Here is a 14,899-nt window from a genome sequence, read left to right as displayed (position 1 = left end):
GGAGCATGAGGCGACGCCCGCTCTTTCGCAGGAGCAACCGTGCGCGATCAGCGCACACGGCGTTGGATCAGGAATTGCTGATCGTCGACCCCGTCAGCAACCCGCGCGCCAGCATGCCGCACTGCTTGCGATACAGCAGCATCTGCCACTGGCGCCCACCCAGCTGCCGCCACAGCACCGCCGAGCGCACCGCCGCCAGCAGGCTGGCGCGCACCTTTTCCACCACGGCCGGCTGCTGCAACTGCTGCGGATTGCCGGTGACCATCACGCGCGGCTTGAGCGTGGACAGCGTAGTGGCGTAAAGCTCGGCGAGCCGCTTCACCACCTGCGGGGAATCCTGGCCGAAGTGCTCGACCTGGCGCTGCGCCGACACGATGCCCTGCTGCAGCTGATCCAGCAGGTCGCTGCGGCGCGCCAGGCTGCGCTCCAGGCGCATCACGGTGAAGGCCATGCGGGTGATCGCTACATCACGGTTGCTCTCGTCCAGCAAGGTGATCAGCTGGCGCAGGCCCAGGCGCACCGCCGAAACATCCCCATACACGCCCACCACGGAGGGTGCGTCGATGCGGAACACGCTGGCGATGCTGCCCGCCATCGCGGTTTCGTCGCAGCGGCCGTCGTTGGCCAGTTGCTGGGCGAGCGTGGCGGCCTGGAACAAACCGGCCAGGGCGAGCACGCGCTCTTCGTTCATGGCGAAAGCTTCAAACACCGGAAAGGGACTCGATGGTGGCGGGGGAGGGCGGCGCATCATTCCAGCCGCCGTAGGGAGCGTCGGTGCGATCGATCACGGCGCCGCCGAGGCAGGACTCGCCGTCATAGAACACCACCGACTGCCCCGGCGTGACGGCGCGCTGCGGTTCGTCGAAGGCCACTTCTAGGCCATCTGCGAGCACGGTGACTTCACAAGCCTGGTCCGGCTGACGGTAGCGCGTCTTCGCCGTGCAGCGGAAACGCAGGGCCGGCGGTTGGCCGGCGACCCAGTTGGCGGGCTCCGCATGGAGGCGACGCGAATACAGCCAATGGTTCTCGCCGCCCTGGGCCACGTAGAGCACGTTGCCGGGCACGTCCTTGCCGACCACGTACCACGCCTCGCCGCTGGCGCCGTGGCGGCCACCGATGCCAAGACCGTTGCGCTGGCCCAACGTGTAATACATGACACCCTGGTGTTCGCCGACCGTTTCGCCGTCGGGCGTACGCATCGGACCGGGCTGTGCAGGGATGTATTGCGCGAGGAAGCTGCGGAAATCGCGCTCCCCGATGAAGCAGATGCCGGTGGAATCCTTCTTGGCGTGGGTCGGCAACGCCGCATCCTGCGCCATGCGCCGGACCAGCGGCTTCTCGATCTCGCCCACCGGAAACAGCGTAGCCGCCAATTGCTGCTGGCCCAGTGCATGCAGGAAGTAGGTCTGGTCCTTGGAGGCGTCGACGGCGCGCAGCAGGCGGTACTTGTCCTGGTGGAAATCCACGCGGGCGTAGTGGCCGGTGGCGATCTTGTCGGCACCGAGCGCATGCGCTTCATCGAGGAAGGTCTTGAACTTGATCTCGCGGTTGCACAGCACGTCCGGGTTAGGCGTGCGGCCGGCGCGGTATTCGGCGAGAAAATGCTCGAACACGCCGTCCCAGTACTCCGCCGCGAAATTGCGCGCGTGGAAGGGAATGCCCAGGCGCCCGCACACTGCCACGGCATCCTTGCGGTCGGCATCGGTGGTGCAGGGGCCGTCGCGGTCGTCCTCTTCCCAGTTCTGCATGAACAGGCCTTCGACCTCATAGCCGGCCTGCTGCAACAGCAGCGCCGCCACGGACGAGTCCACGCCGCCGGAAATGCCGAGCATGACCCTCACGGGAACCGGTCCTCGTCCAGCAAGCTGTGCAGCAGATCCAGCGGATAGCGCTGTCCAGCCAGCCAGGCATCGATGCTCATCAGCACCAGCGGACTGCGCAGTCGCTCACCGAGCGCTGCGATTTCGCTGCGAGTCAGCCACAGGGCACGCCGGATGCCGTCATCAAGCGGGCGCGTCGGGTCGTGGCTGAGCGCGCGGGCAGCGAAGGTGAAGCGAACCACGCCATCACCGTGTTCGGTGCTGCGCCACTGGTTGACGGAAACCAGATGTTCCAGAGCCACTGTCCAGCCGGTCTCCTCCAGCGTCTCGCGCACGGCGGCGGTGACCAGGCTCTCCTTGTCGTCCAGATGGCCCGCCGGCTGGTTATAGGCAACGCGGCCGCCCACTTCCTCCTCGACCATCAGGAAGCGGTCGCCATCGGCCACCACGCACGCGACTGTCACATGCGGACACCAGACGGAATGACGGGAGAGGGAGGGAGAATCAGCCATGGAAGCCATATGGCGGCGATGACGGCACTGGAAAAGCACTCATTGTGCCATTACCTGGAGACAACCATGTCTTCACGAGGCACCGCATCCGCCGGCACAGGCCGATGCCGGATGGCGGCGCTATACTTTTTCCCAAGGAATCTCACGTAGAACCCATGGCTCACGAACCCGAACACGAACAAGGCAGCGGTCACGGCGTGGCGCTCGAAACCTCGCGACCGGAGGTGGCTCGCCCCCCTCTCTTCCAGGTAGTGCTGCTGAATGATGATTTCACCCCGATGGATTTCGTGGTCGAGGTGCTGCGCAGCTTCTTCAACCTCGACCAGGAGCGCGCCGTGCAGGTGATGCTCCACGTCCATACGCGCGGGAAGGGCGTATGCGGGGTCTTCACGCGGGAGGTGGCCGAAACCAAGGTCACCCAGGTAAACGAATATTCACGTGCCCATCAGCATCCTTTGTTGTGCACTATGGAAAAGCTTTAGCGCCTGTCAAAACGGGGTTGTTCGGAGATATTGAACAAGTAGCCGCCACCCCCATTTTGTAGCCATCGCGGCGTTGCCGCCCTGCCACACAGCGGAGAAGGTCCGGATGTTCAGCAAGGATCTCGAAGTCACCATCGGCCAGTGCTACAAACAGGCCCGTGAGCAGCGTCATGAATTCATGACGGTGGAACACCTGCTGCTCGCGCTTACCGAAAACCAGTCGGCCCTGGGCGCGCTGCGCGCCTGTGGCGTCGACCTGCCGCGCCTCACGCGCGAGCTGGAAAAAATCATCGCCGAGACCGTTCCCGTGCTGCCGCATGGCGACGAGCGCGACACGCAGCCGACGCTGGGCTTCCAGCGCGTATTGCAGCGTGCCGTATATCACGTGCAGTCCTCGGGCCGTAAGGAAGTCACCGGCGCCAACGTGCTGGTGGCCATCTTCGGCGAGAAGGATTCGCACGCGGTGTATTTCCTGCACCAGCAGGAGATCACCCGCCTCGACGTGGTCAACTACATCTCGCATGGCATCGCCAAGATCGGCGACGAGCCGTCGAGCAGCATGCCCGGCAGCGAGCGTGAGAGCGAAGACGGCGAGCCCAAGGGCAACCCGCTCAGCGAATACGCAAGCAACCTCAACGAGTTGGCGCTGGAAGGCAAGATCGATCCGCTGATCGGTCGCCAGGACGAAATCGAGCGCACCATCCAGGTGCTGTGCCGCCGCCGCAAGAACAACCCGCTCTACGTGGGCGAGGCCGGCGTGGGCAAGACCGCGCTCGCCGAAGGCCTGGCCAAGCGCATCGTCGATGGTGACGTGCCGGAGGTGCTGGAAAACGCCACCATCTGGTCGCTGGATCTCGGCGCCCTCGTCGCGGGCACCAAGTACCGCGGCGATTTCGAGAAGCGCCTGAAGGCGGTGATCGGCCAGCTGAAGAAGCAGCCGGGCGCCATCCTGTTCATCGATGAGATCCACACCATCATCGGTGCAGGTTCCGCCTCGGGCGGCACCATGGACGCAAGCAACCTGATCAAGCCCATGCTGGCTTCGGGCGAGCTGCGCTGCATCGGTTCCACCACCTTCCAGGAATTCCGCGGCATCTTCGAGAAGGACCGCGCGCTGGCCCGTCGCTTCCAGAAGATCGACGTGGTCGAGCCGACCGTGGCCGACAGCTTCGAGATCCTCAAGGGCCTGCGTTCCCGCTTCGAGGAGCACCACAACGTCGCCTACACCAACGAGGCGCTGAAGGCCGCGGTAGACCTGTCGGTGAAGCACATTCCCGACCGGCTGCTGCCGGACAAGGCCATCGACGTGATCGACGAGGCCGGCGCCCGCCAGCGGCTGCTGCCGCTCGACCAGCGTTCGGGCAAGGTCGACGTGCCCGAGGTCGAGTACATCGTCGCCAAGATGGCGCGCATCCCGGCCAAGCAGGTGTCCGCCTCGGACCGTGATGTGCTGAAGAACCTCGAGCGCAACCTGAAGATGGTGGTGTTCGGCCAGGATCCCGCCATCGAGGCGCTGGCTGCGTCGATCAAGATGGCGCGTTCGGGTCTCGCCGACCCTTCCAAGCCGATCGGTTGCTTCCTGCTCGCCGGTCCCACCGGCGTGGGCAAGACCGAGGTGACCAAGCAGCTGGCGATGCAGCTGGGCATCGAGATGATCCGCTTCGACATGTCCGAGTACATGGAAGCGCATTCGGTCTCGCGCCTGGTCGGCGCACCTCCGGGCTACGTCGGTTTCGACCAGGGCGGCCTGCTCACCGAGGCGGTGACCAAGCATCCGCATGCGGTGCTGTTGCTGGACGAGATCGAGAAGGCGCACCCGGATGTGTACAACATCCTGCTGCAGGTGATGGATCGCGGCGTGCTGACCGATACCAACGGTCGTGAAGCCAACTTCAAGAACGTCATCGTGGTGATGACCACGAACGCCGGCGCCCAGCAGGCCTCGCGCCGTGGCATCGGCTTCGTGAAGCAGAACCATTCGATGGACGCGATGGAAGTGATCCGCCGCACCTTTACACCGGAGTTCCGCAACCGCCTGGACGCGGTGATCCAGTTCAACCCGCTGGACTTCGACCACATCCTGCGTGTCGTGGACAAGTTCGTGATCGAGCTGGAGGCCCAGCTGACCGAGAAGCATGTGTCGCTGGACGTGGACTCCGACGCCCGCCGCTGGTTGGCCGAGCATGGCTTCGACCCGCAGATGGGTGCCCGTCCGATGGCCCGCGTGATCCAGGAGAAGGTGAAGCGCCCGCTGGCCGACGAACTGCTGTTCGGCAAGCTGGCCGACGGCGGCAAGGTCAGCCTGAGCGTCAAGGACGGCGAACTGGTGGTCAGCACCGAGGCGGCGGAGAAGCTGCCGGCGCCGGTGGTCTGAACCAGTTCGGAGCAGGAAACGAAAAAGGCCGCGCATTGCGCGGCCTTTTTCTTGTGACCTTTCCTGTAGGAGTGCACCCAGTGCGCGAAAAGCCTACGGAGTGGTGACGCCAAACCCTGCGGTCGCGCACTGGGTGCGCTCCTACAGAGTGAAAGCGGTACTTACTTCATGCGGTAGGTGATACGACCCTTGGTCAGGTCGTACGGGGTCATCTCGACCTTCACCTTGTCGCCGGTGAGGATGCGGATGTAATGCTTGCGCATGCGGCCGGAGATATGGGCCGTGATGACGTGGCCGTTTTCCAGCTGCACGCGGAACATGGTGTTGGGCAGGGTCTCCTGGACCGTACCTTCCATTTCGATGACGTCGTCTTTGGCCATGCGTTCCGGTGGGGGCAAGAGCAGCCGTCATGGCCGCGTAAGCCGTCGATTATGCCACGGAAGTTCTTATGGTTAAAGAAATATCAGCCAAAGTGCTCATCCAGCTTGCGACGGATCTCCTGTTCCACCATGCCCTTGAGGGGCGCCAGCATCATGCCAAGCTCGGCCGTGACCTGGATGGCGTCGCTGCCCACGGCAATGCTGCCGGTCACGCCGGGACGGGAAAAACGGAGGGTGTCGCCCTCCCACTGGCCGTCCATGCCGAACTTTTCGCGCATGCGCGCGGCGACCTGATCGACCACGGCGCGGGCCTCGGCGATGGACAGCTGATGGGGGCGGCGAATGTCGATCTTCGGCATGACCTACTCCTTCAAAACGTAAACCCACATCCTATGCCAGATGTGCTCGGAGAGTGCGTACGCATCTGCTAGAGTCGCCGGCGACTAGTCAGCGGTTCACCGATGCGTATCGAGTTTCCCAATTCGGCCCGAGAGGATTTCCACTGGGACGCCCCCGCCTTGCGGATCGGCAGCGCACCGGACAACGACCTGATCCTTGCCGCCCACCAGGCCGGCACCCATCACCTCAAGATCCTGCTCGACCGCCGCGGCTGGGTGCTGCAGGTGCTGCCGCAGGGCAACCGCGTGTACGTCAATGCACGGCCCGTCCGCGAGAAGGCCTTGCTTCGGGCTGGCGACATCCTCAGCGTGGGCGACTGCCGCATGCTGCTGCGTTCCGACGAAGAACCCGCCCACAGCGCACCCGTCACGGTGCCCGCCGAAGGCCGCTGCACGGTGGCGTTGCGCGCAGTGGCCGGCCCCCTGTCCGGTCGCGTGCTGTCGCTGCAGGACAAGTTGGAACTGGGTCCCCTGGGCCGCATTCCGCTCGAGTTGCCGCAGGGTGAGGCGGCTTCGATGTCGGTGCTCTGGCGCGACGGCCAGCTCTGGCTGGAAGCGGGCCAGCAATCCGCACGCTATCCGCTGCGCGTGAACGGCACGCCGGTCGAGCGGGCCACCCTGCGCCCCGGCGACCAGATCGGCCTGGGCATGCACCGTTTCGTCGTCGATGCGCCGGGACTGGAGCCTGAGCCCGAGATCGTCCTGCCACCTCCCGAGCCCGAACACCTGCCCGAGGAAGATGCCGGTCCGCGCGGCGAGGTGTGGTGGCTGATCGCCACTGCCGCCGTGCTGGCCCTGGGCATCGCCGTGGCGCTGCTGGTGCGTTTCTGAGGCCTGACGCTGGCGATTTGCCCATGCGGACGCGGCCGTTGACGATGGGTTGCTGCGACGCGGCATAATGCGGCGACCCGTACCGTCAAGGCGTCTTTCGTGAGCAGACTCTGGAATTTCAGCGCAGGCCCCGCCGCGCTGCCGCAGGCCGTACTCGAACGTGCACAACGCGAACTGCTGGACTGGCAGGGTTGCGGCGCCTCGGTCATGGAGCTTTCTCACCGCGGCAAGTTGTTCATGGGCCTGGCGCAGCAGGCGGAAGCCGACCTGCGCGAACTGCTCGCCATTCCCGAGAACTACGCCGTGCTGTTCCTGCAGGGCGGCGCGACCCAGCATTTTGCCCAGATCCCGATGAACCTGGCCGCCGAGGGCGCCAGCGCCGACTACGTGGTCACCGGCCATTGGGGCGAGAAGGCGGCCAGCGAGGCGGCGCCCTACGTGAAGGTGAACCTCGCCGGCAGCAGCAAGGCCGAGCACTACCTGCGGCTGCCGCCACGCGAGACATGGCAGCTCGATCCGCGCGCCGCCTACGTGCATTACACGCCGAACGAGACGATCCACGGCGTGGAGTTCCACGATATTCCGGATGTCGGCGACGTGCCGCTCGTCGCCGACATGTCCTCGGACATCCTCTCCGGACCGATCGACGTCACGAAGTTCGGCCTGATCTATGCCGGTGCGCAAAAGAACATCGGCCCGTCGGGCCTCGTCGTGCTGATCATCCGCCGCGACCTGCTCGAGCGCAGTTCGCGCCCGATGGCGCGCATATTCCGCTACGCCGATCACGCGGCGAACGATTCCATGCTCAACACGCCCAATACCTGGGGCTGGTATCTCGCCGGCCTCACGTTCCAGTGGCTGAAGGAGCAGGGCGGCCTCACGGCCATGGGTGAACGCAACACGGCCAAGGCGACCTTGCTCTATGACGCGATCGATCATTCCGACGGCTACTATCGCAGCCCCGTCGAACCCTCGGCGCGCTCGCGCATGAATGTGCCCTTCACCCTGCACGACAGCGCGCTCGACGCGGACTTCCTCAAGGCATCGGAACAGGCAGGCCTGCTTGCGTTGAAGGGGCACAAGGCCGTGGGCGGCATGCGCGCCTCGCTCTACAACGCCGTGCCGATGGAAGCGGTGCAGGCGCTGGTGGCTTTCATGAAGGACTTCGCCAAACGTCACGGATGAAACCGTTGCGCGCAAGTCGTTAGATCGGGGACTATCCCCGGTTCCCCATTTGGACTGCTTTACCTCCAGATCACGACATGACCGACAAGAAATCCTCGCTCTCCGACGTGCGCCAGCGCATCGACAGCATCGATCAGCAGATCCAGCAGCTGATCTCCGAACGCGCCGGCTGGGCGCAGGAAGTGGCGCGCGTGAAGGGCGAGGGGCTTTCGGCGATCGACTATTACCGCCCCGAGCGCGAGGCACATGTGCTGCGCATGGTGGTGGACCGCAACAACGGTCCCTTGACCGACACCGAAATGGTGCGGCTGTTCCGCGAGATCATGTCGTCCTGCCTGGCGCAGGAAGATCCCCTCAAGGTGGGCTTTCTCGGTCCGGAAGGCACCTTCAGCGAACAGGCCGTGCGCAAGCATTTCGGCCATGCCGCCTACGGACTGCCGCTGGGCAGCATCGAGGAAGTGTTCCAGGAAGTGGCCGCCGGCCATGCCGATTTCGGCGTGGTGCCGGTGGAGAATTCCGGGCAAGGCATGATCCAGGTGACGCTGGACATGTTCCTCACTTCCGAAGCCACCATCTGCGGCGAAGTCGAGCTGCGCGTGCATCAGTGCCTGCACTCGCTCAATGGTCGCCTCGAAGACATCAAGCGCGTTTACGCACATGCGCAGTCGCTGCAGCAGTGCAAGACGTGGCTGCGCATCAACTTGCCCAACGTGGAATGCATCGCCGTCGGCAGCAACGCCGAGGCTGCTCGCCTTGCGCGTCACGCGGATGACGCGGGCGCCATCGCGGGCGAAACGGCGGGTCGCGTGTACGGTCTCAAGACCGTTGCGCAGGCCATCGAGGATCGCGCGGACAACACCACGCGCTTCCTGGTGATCGGTCGTTCGCTGTTCCCGCCGTCGGGCAACGATCGCACGTCGCTGCTGATCACGGTGAACGACAAGCCCGGTGCGCTCTACCACGTGCTCAAGCCGTTCGCCGAGCATGACATCAGCCTCAATCGCATCGAGTCGCGCCCGGCGCATTCGGGCAAGTGGCAGTACGCGTTCTTCATCGACGTATCCGGCCATATCAACGACGAACCGATGCAGGCCGCCATGAAGGAAATGGGCGACGCCGCCGCGCAGGTGCGCGTGCTCGGCTCGTACCCGGTGGCCTTGCCTTGATCAAGTGTGCGGTTGCCTGGGCAGCCGCCGGAGATTTCATCGTGACCCGACTCGACTGGACCAGCCAACCCGGCGGCGCGCTGCACGGCAGCGTGCGCGTGCCTGGCGACAAATCCGTCTCGCATCGCTCGCTGATGCTCGGTGCCTTGGCGGATGGCACGTCGCGCATCCGCGGATTCCTCGAAGGTGAGGACACGCGCGCGACGGCCGCTGTCCTGCAGCAGCTCGGCGTTCGTATCGACACGCCGGCCGATGGCGAACGCGTGGTGCATGGCGTGGGCCTGCACGGCCTGCGTGGCACCACGCAGCAGCTCGATTGCGGCAACGCAGGTACCGGCATGCGCCTGCTGGCCGGTTTGTTGGCAGGCCAAGCCTTCGACAGCATGCTGGTGGGTGACGAGTCACTGTCCAAGCGTCCCATGCGCCGAGTCACCGATCCGCTGGCGCTGATGGGCGCCCGCATCGACACGCAGGACGGCCTTCCGCCGCTGGTGGTGCGTGGCGGCCAAGTGCTGCACGGCATTTCGTACACGTTACCGGTCGCCAGCGCGCAGGTGAAATCCGCGCTGCTGCTGGCGGGCCTGTATGCGGATGGCGAAACCGAGGTGATCGAGCCGCACCCCACGCGCGACTACACTGAGCGCATGCTGGCTGCCTTCGGCTGGCCCATTGATTTTGCTCCTGGGCGCGCGAAGCTCACGGGCAGGCATGCACTGCATGCGACAGACGTGGATGTCCCAGCCGATTTCTCGTCGGCAGCATTCTTCCTGGTCGCCGCGAGCATCGTGCCGGGCTCGGAGCTGCGCCTGCCAGCCGTGGGACTCAACCCGCGACGCACTGGCTTGCTGCACGCCTTGCGCCTGATGGGCGCCGACATCCGCATCGAAAACGAGCGCGAGAGCGGCGGCGAACCGGTGGGCGATCTGCTGGTTCGTCATGCGCCCCTGCACGGGATCGAGCTGCCGGAAGCCCTGGTGCCCGACATGATCGATGAGTTCCCGGTGCTCTTCGTCGCGGCTGCGGCTGCCAAGGGCCGTACCGTCGTTCGTGGTGCGGCGGAATTGCGCGTGAAGGAATCCGATCGCATCGCCACCATGGCTCGTGGACTGCGCGCGCTGGGCGTCGCCATCGAAGAAGCTCCTGATGGGGCCACCATCGATGGCGGTGCCATCGGTGGCGGCAGCATCGATAGCCATGGCGATCACCGCATCGCGATGAGCTTTGCCGTTGCAGGCCTGGTGGCGAGCGGAATGGTGCATATCGGCGATTGTGCGAATGTCGCCACATCGTTCCCAAGGTTCCTTGAACTCGCCAACGGTTGCGGCTTTCGTTTGGCGTAACGCACGTTCTTCCTGTAGGAGCGCACTCAGTGCGCGACCGCGGGATATCGGCGTTACTGCCCCGTAGGCTTTTCGCGCACTGGGTGCGCTCCTACAAAACAATGGCGGTTTGCGGTTAGGCTTGGCGCCTCACGTCGAGGTCGCCATGTCCGCCATTCCTCCCTTCATCGTCGCCATTCCCGCCCGCTACGGTTCCACGCGCCTGCCGGCCAAGCCGCTGCGCGCGATTGGCGGTGTGCCGATGGTGGTGCGGGTCGCCCAGCGTGCACTGCAGGCGGGCGCGATGCAGGTGGTGGTGGCGGTGGACGATCCGCGCATCGCGGATGCGCTGGCCGGGCAGGGCGTCGAGGTGTGCATGACGCGCGGTGATCACGCGTCAGGCAGCGACCGCCTTGCCGAATGTGCGTTGCATTATGGCTGGGCGGACGATGCCATCGTGGTGAACCTGCAGGGCGACGAGCCGTTTGCGCCCGCCGCAGGCATCCGTGAGGTGGCTCGCGCGCTGGCCGAGGATGATGCGCCCGTGGCCACGCTCGCGACGCCCATCGTCGAGGCGCATGAGCTGTTCGATCCCAATGTGGTGAAGCTCGTGCGCACGGTGGCGGGTCGGGCGCTCTATTTCAGCCGCGCACCGTTGCCCTGGGCTCGCGATGCGTTCGCCTTGCATCGCAACGTGCTGCCGACGGATGTGCCGTTCCTGCGCCATATCGGCATCTATGCGTATCGTGCGGGCTTCCTCAAGCGCTACACCACGCTGTCGCGCACGCCGCTGGAGCAGGCGGAATCGCTGGAGCAACTGCGCGTGATGGAGCACGGCCACCCCATCGCCGTGCGCCTCACGCCCGAGCCGTTCCCGCCGGGCATCGACACCGAGGCCGACCTCGAACGTGCGGAGCGTTGGCTGGCCGAGGGCTGAAAACTAGCGGCGTCGCCGGACCAGCACCACGAACATCCCACCGAGCACCAAACCCACCGCGAGGCCGATGCCGGCGCCCCAGAGGGCGCCGTCGGTGCCGCCCACGGCGCGACCGATCAGCAGGCCGAGCAGAAACAGTATCGGTAGCGGCAGGCAGCCCATGCCGGTTTCATGCCTTCGACGACATGCATCGCGCCGTCGATGGCCGCTCATGGCAGGGAAGCTTGAGCCGGTTCACGTCAACGGCACGCCGGGTGCAGCCAACGCAAAGGGCCTCACTGCCCGTCGCCATCGATGCGCACGTTCCTGATGCGCTCAGGACTTGTTCGGCCGCGCGCTGGCGGGTGCCGGCACCGTCGACGCGGATGCTGGCGCCGCGGAGCTTGCATTGGACGGCACGTAGCCATGCCCCTGGCAGTTGGCGGGAGCGAGCGAGGCATCCCCGAGCACGACCTGGCAGGTCCAGGTGATGTCGGCGCCGCCCGAGCCGGCTCCTTCGGTCGGAATGAACATGATCACCGGGTCGGGGCTCGCACCCGTGTCGCGGGTCGACAAGGTGATCAGCCCGCCATCGGCGACCTCGACGTTGCCCACGTGCTCGCCGCTGGATGCCTTGGCGTTGTACTGCAGGTCGCTGGCCCGCACCTGGGCCAGGCCGCCATGCACCGTGGCCGCTTCCATCACCACCAGCTTCACGGCATCCGCGCCTTTCATCGCGTCGGCAATGTGCTGCTTGATGCCGTGGCTGCGCCACGCGGGAATGATCAGCGCGAGAAGTACCGCGATCACGGCCGCAACCACCAGGATGTTGACCACCGGCAAGTGGCGCAGTCGCCTTCTTATGCTCATGGATCTATTCCCCTTTCGGTTCCCTGGATTGTCTCGCGAGGCAGCGTGTGCGGATGGCTTCCCATGAGACGCTGGCCGCCGCTCGATCTTGCCCACTGGCGGTGTACGTACCGTTAATGAGCCATCGGGCGTTGGTGATGCCGGCGAGCCAGGCGCATGGTCGCTGGCGCGGCGGCGTCGACGTGGAAAGGGGCTTCGGGAAGTTCGCGCCTTTTCGCTCACGAAGCCTTGACGGTGATGGTCTTCGTAGCCATATCTTCGAGGCTGTCGGCCGAGGACGGCCGGGTGGTCCGGCCTGGCCCTTGCCCGGTCAAATAACCACATGATTAAAAAAGACAATCCCTCCGTTTTGTTCGTCTGCCTGGGCAACATATGCCGTTCGCCGCTGGTTGAGGCCGTGGCACGCCGGCGCTGTGCCGAGGCCGGGTTGCAGGTCACGCTCGCCTCATGCGGCACGGGCAACTGGCATGTGGGGAAGGGCGCCGATCCGCGCATGCTGCGTGCTGCGGCGGCCGCCGGGTACGACCTGGCCTCGCATCGCGCCAGGCAGGTGCGGCCCGACGATTTTTCCAGCCATGACTGGCTGCTCGCGATGGACAGCGACAACCTCGACGCGTTGCTGTCGCTGCGTGGCCATCGAGGGAGCGAGCCCGAGCTGTTCCTGCCATGGGCAGGCGTGGCGTCGCCGTTGGAGTTCCCCGATCCGTACTTTGGCGATGACGACGGTTTTCGGCAGTCCGTCGAACTCGCCGAGCGCGGCGTGGATGGCCTCATCGCCCGGCTTCGCGCGAAAGGCTAGAATCCCACGATGCAGCCCAGTTCGCCGCAGGCCTTCGACGGCAAGGCCTTCGTCAAGACCCTCTCCACGTCGCCCGGTGTCTATCGTTATTTCGACGAGGACGGCGAACTGCTGTATGTCGGCAAGGCCGGCAACCTGAAGAAGCGCGTCGGCAGTTATTTCCTCAAGCCGCGGATGGAGCCGCGCATCGCCGCGATGGTGTCGCAGATCGCGCGGGCCGACATCACGGTGACGCGTACCGAAGGCGAGGCGCTGCTGCTGGAATCGCAGCTGATCAAATCGCTCAAGCCGCGCTACAACATCCTGCTGCGCGACGACAAAAGCTACCCGTACATCTATCTGTCCGGCGGCGAAGATTATCCGCGGCTCGCGTTCCATCGCGGCGCGCGCAACATGCCGGGGCGCTATTTCGGACCATTCCCGAGTACGTTCGCGGTGCGCGAAAGCCTCAACCTGATGCAGAAGCTGTTCAAGGTGAGGCAGTGCGAGGACAGCTATTTCAAGAACCGTTCGCGGCCGTGCCTGCAGCACCAGATCGGTCGGTGCACGGCGCCATGCGTCAAGCTGATCACGGTGGACGACTACCGCAACGACGTGCGACATGCCGAGATGTTTCTCGAAGGCCGCAGCAGCGCGGTCATCGATGAGCTGGCCGGGCAGATGGAGCACGCCAGCAAGAGCCTGGAGTTCGAGCGCGCCGCTGCGCTGCGCGACCAGGTGGCGGCGCTGCGCAAGTTGCAGGCAGAGCATCACGTGCAGGGCGCCAGCGCCGACATGGACGTGCTGGCTTGCCGTATCGAGTCGGGCATGGCCTGCGTGAGCGTGCTGTTCTTCCGCAACGGCATCAGCCTCGGCACGCGCGATTTCTTCCCGCGCCTGCCGCTGGATGCGGAGCCCGCCGACGTGCTGGAGCAGTTCATCGCGCAGTACTACCTGGATCGTCCGGTGCCGCGCGAGCTGATCCTTGGTGAAACGTTGCCCAGCCAGCAGATCCTCGGCGAAATGCTGGCGCAGCAGTCCGGCCACGCGGTGGAGCTCAAATCCAGCGTGCGCGGCGAACGTGCGCGCTTCCTGCAGATGGCCGAGCGCAACGCGCAGGCATCGCTCACGGCCAAGCTGGCGAGCCGGCAGACACTGGGAGCGCGTTTCGACGATCTGCAAAAACTGCTGGAGCTGGGCGAATCGCCGCGCCGCATCGAATGCTTCGACATCAGCCACACGCAGGGCGAGCTCACCGTTGCTTCGTGCGTGGTGTTCGGTCCGGAAGGGCCGGAGAAATCGCATTACCGCCGCTTCAACATCAGCGGCATCACGCCGGGGGACGATTACGCCGCGATGCATCAGGCGCTGGTGCGCCGCTTCCGCAAAGTCGCCGAGGGCGAGGGCGCGTGTCCCGACGTGCTGCTGATCGACGGCGGCAGCGGGCAGGTGGCGCAGGCGCTGGACGTGCTGAAGGAACTGGGCGTCACCGGGATCAACGTGGTGGGCGTGGCCAAGGGGCCCGGCCGTCGCGCGGGCGAGGAAACGCTGATCCTTGCCGATTCCGGCCGCAACCTGCACCCCGGCCCGGCTTCGCCTGCGCTGCACCTCGTCGCGGCAGTGCGCGACGAAGCGCACCGGTTCGCCATCAGCGGCCATCGCAAGCGTCGCGAGAAAGCGCGGGAGCGCAGCGTGCTCGAGGACGTTCCGGGCATCGGTGCACGCCGCCGCACGGCCTTGCTGAAGGCCTTCGGTGGCCTGGCTGGCGTCGAGGCCGCTGGCGTGGAGGAACTCACGCAGGTGAAGGGCATTGATCGCGGGCTGGCGGAACGCATTTATGCTGTGCTGCATGGATAGGCGTGCGCTGG

General features: G+C 65.5%; 16 protein-coding genes. 9 read left to right on the top strand and 7 right to left on the bottom strand.

Annotated features, from left to right (window positions below):
- Positions 1–67: 67 nt before the first annotated feature.
- From hflD to CA260_RS12030, 3 genes are read right to left on the bottom strand one after another with little or no spacing between them, the layout of a single operon-like run.
- The gene (gene hflD, locus CA260_RS12040; RefSeq protein WP_111983335.1) at positions 68–691 is read right to left on the bottom strand and encodes a high frequency lysogenization protein HflD; all 624 of its coding nucleotides are present in this window, start codon (positions 689–691) and stop codon (positions 68–70) included.
- 10 nt (positions 692–701) lie between these two features.
- Positions 702–1,841: a tRNA 2-thiouridine(34) synthase MnmA gene (mnmA, locus tag CA260_RS12035; protein ID WP_111983334.1), complete on the bottom strand. Its 1,140-nt coding sequence runs from the start codon at positions 1,839–1,841 to the stop codon at positions 702–704.
- Positions 1,838–2,332: an NUDIX hydrolase gene (locus CA260_RS12030; protein WP_111983434.1), complete on the bottom strand. Its 495-nt coding sequence runs from the start codon at positions 2,330–2,332 to the stop codon at positions 1,838–1,840. Before CA260_RS12030 ends, mnmA begins: the two co-directional genes overlap by 4 nt.
- 155 nt (positions 2,333–2,487) lie before the next feature.
- Here CA260_RS12030 and clpS point away from each other — a divergent pair, with 155 nt between their 5' ends.
- Positions 2,488–2,814 carry an ATP-dependent Clp protease adapter ClpS gene (gene clpS / locus CA260_RS12025; RefSeq protein ID WP_111983333.1) on the top strand — a complete coding sequence of 109 codons (327 nt, stop codon included), beginning with the start codon at positions 2,488–2,490 and terminating at the stop codon, positions 2,812–2,814.
- A gap of 106 nt (positions 2,815–2,920) precedes the next feature.
- Entirely contained in the window at positions 2,921–5,188 is a 2,268-nt protein-coding gene (gene clpA, locus CA260_RS12020) for an ATP-dependent Clp protease ATP-binding subunit ClpA (RefSeq protein ID WP_111983332.1), read from the top strand.
- 161 nt (positions 5,189–5,349) lie between these two features.
- Here the strand turns inward: clpA and infA are convergent, their stop codons facing one another.
- Together infA and CA260_RS12010 are read right to left on the bottom strand one after the other, a co-directional pair.
- Entirely contained in the window at positions 5,350–5,568 is a 219-nt protein-coding gene (gene infA, locus CA260_RS12015) for a translation initiation factor IF-1 (protein ID WP_019466733.1), read from the bottom strand.
- 83 nt (positions 5,569–5,651) lie between these two features.
- Positions 5,652–5,927 carry a polyhydroxyalkanoic acid system family protein gene (locus CA260_RS12010; RefSeq protein ID WP_111983331.1) on the bottom strand — a complete coding sequence of 92 codons (276 nt, stop codon included), beginning with the start codon at positions 5,925–5,927 and terminating at the stop codon, positions 5,652–5,654.
- Positions 5,928–6,029: 102 nt separating this feature from the next.
- Between CA260_RS12010 and CA260_RS12005 the strand changes: the two genes are divergently transcribed.
- The 5 genes from CA260_RS12005 (at position 6,030) to kdsB (ending at position 11,404) form a co-directional block, all read left to right on the top strand.
- A complete protein-coding gene (locus CA260_RS12005) occupies positions 6,030–6,797 on the top strand; it encodes an FHA domain-containing protein (RefSeq protein WP_111983330.1) in 768 nt (255 codons plus the stop codon).
- 99 nt (positions 6,798–6,896) lie between these two features.
- On the top strand, positions 6,897–7,982 hold the full coding sequence (serC, locus tag CA260_RS12000; protein WP_111983329.1) for a 3-phosphoserine/phosphohydroxythreonine transaminase: 1,086 nt from the start codon (positions 6,897–6,899) through the stop codon (positions 7,980–7,982).
- 77 nt (positions 7,983–8,059) lie between these two features.
- Positions 8,060–9,148 carry a prephenate dehydratase gene (gene pheA, locus CA260_RS11995; protein WP_111983328.1) on the top strand — a complete coding sequence of 363 codons (1,089 nt, stop codon included), beginning with the start codon at positions 8,060–8,062 and terminating at the stop codon, positions 9,146–9,148.
- 38 nt (positions 9,149–9,186) lie between these two features.
- Entirely contained in the window at positions 9,187–10,488 is a 1,302-nt protein-coding gene (gene aroA, locus CA260_RS11990; protein WP_111983433.1) for a 3-phosphoshikimate 1-carboxyvinyltransferase, read from the top strand.
- 145 nt (positions 10,489–10,633) lie between these two features.
- On the top strand, positions 10,634–11,404 hold the full coding sequence (gene kdsB, locus CA260_RS11985; RefSeq protein ID WP_111983327.1) for a 3-deoxy-manno-octulosonate cytidylyltransferase: 771 nt from the start codon (positions 10,634–10,636) through the stop codon (positions 11,402–11,404).
- Positions 11,405–11,407: 3 nt separating this feature from the next.
- On the opposite strand, the gene CA260_RS20920 is transcribed toward kdsB, so the two are convergent.
- Together CA260_RS20920 and CA260_RS11980 are read right to left on the bottom strand one after the other, a co-directional pair.
- Positions 11,408–11,617 carry a hypothetical protein gene (locus CA260_RS20920; protein WP_146745334.1) on the bottom strand — a complete coding sequence of 70 codons (210 nt, stop codon included), beginning with the start codon at positions 11,615–11,617 and terminating at the stop codon, positions 11,408–11,410.
- A 102-nt stretch (positions 11,618–11,719) separates the two neighbouring features.
- Positions 11,720–12,253: a pilin gene (locus tag CA260_RS11980; protein WP_146745333.1), complete on the bottom strand. Its 534-nt coding sequence runs from the start codon at positions 12,251–12,253 to the stop codon at positions 11,720–11,722.
- A 322-nt stretch (positions 12,254–12,575) separates the two neighbouring features.
- Between CA260_RS11980 and CA260_RS11975 the strand changes: the two genes are divergently transcribed.
- Together CA260_RS11975 and uvrC are read left to right on the top strand one after the other, a co-directional pair.
- A complete protein-coding gene (locus CA260_RS11975; RefSeq protein ID WP_111983325.1) occupies positions 12,576–13,052 on the top strand; it encodes a low molecular weight protein-tyrosine-phosphatase in 477 nt (158 codons plus the stop codon).
- Positions 13,053–13,061: 9 nt separating this feature from the next.
- A complete protein-coding gene (uvrC, locus tag CA260_RS11970; RefSeq protein ID WP_111983324.1) occupies positions 13,062–14,888 on the top strand; it encodes an excinuclease ABC subunit UvrC in 1,827 nt (608 codons plus the stop codon).
- Positions 14,889–14,899: the final 11 nt, after the last annotated feature.

The organism is Dyella jiangningensis (assembly GCF_003264855.1).
In the GTDB taxonomy this organism is placed as follows: domain Bacteria; phylum Pseudomonadota; class Gammaproteobacteria; order Xanthomonadales; family Rhodanobacteraceae; genus Dyella; species Dyella jiangningensis_C.
This window is presented reverse-complemented; position numbering and strand designations above follow the sequence as displayed.

Coding starts and splice junctions, on each gene's coding strand:
- hflD (WP_111983335.1), bottom strand. CDS start 691: ATGAACGAAGAGCGCGTGCTCGCCCTGGCCGGTTTGTTCCAGGCCGCC.
- CA260_RS12030 (WP_111983434.1), bottom strand. CDS start 2,332: ATGGCTGATTCTCCCTCCCTCTCCCGTCATTCCGTCTGGTGTCCGCAT.
- clpS (WP_111983333.1), top strand. CDS start 2,488: ATGGCTCACGAACCCGAACACGAACAAGGCAGCGGTCACGGCGTGGCG.
- clpA (WP_111983332.1), top strand. CDS start 2,921: ATGTTCAGCAAGGATCTCGAAGTCACCATCGGCCAGTGCTACAAACAG.
- infA (WP_019466733.1), bottom strand. CDS start 5,568: ATGGCCAAAGACGACGTCATCGAAATGGAAGGTACGGTCCAGGAGACC.
- CA260_RS12010 (WP_111983331.1), bottom strand. CDS start 5,927: ATGCCGAAGATCGACATTCGCCGCCCCCATCAGCTGTCCATCGCCGAG.
- CA260_RS12005 (WP_111983330.1), top strand. CDS start 6,030: ATGCGTATCGAGTTTCCCAATTCGGCCCGAGAGGATTTCCACTGGGAC.
- pheA (WP_111983328.1), top strand. CDS start 8,060: ATGACCGACAAGAAATCCTCGCTCTCCGACGTGCGCCAGCGCATCGAC.
- kdsB (WP_111983327.1), top strand. CDS start 10,634: ATGTCCGCCATTCCTCCCTTCATCGTCGCCATTCCCGCCCGCTACGGT.
- CA260_RS20920 (WP_146745334.1), bottom strand. CDS start 11,617: ATGAGCGGCCATCGACGGCGCGATGCATGTCGTCGAAGGCATGAAACC.
- CA260_RS11980 (WP_146745333.1), bottom strand. CDS start 12,253: ATGAGCATAAGAAGGCGACTGCGCCACTTGCCGGTGGTCAACATCCTG.
- CA260_RS11975 (WP_111983325.1), top strand. CDS start 12,576: ATGATTAAAAAAGACAATCCCTCCGTTTTGTTCGTCTGCCTGGGCAAC.
- uvrC (WP_111983324.1), top strand. CDS start 13,062: ATGCAGCCCAGTTCGCCGCAGGCCTTCGACGGCAAGGCCTTCGTCAAG.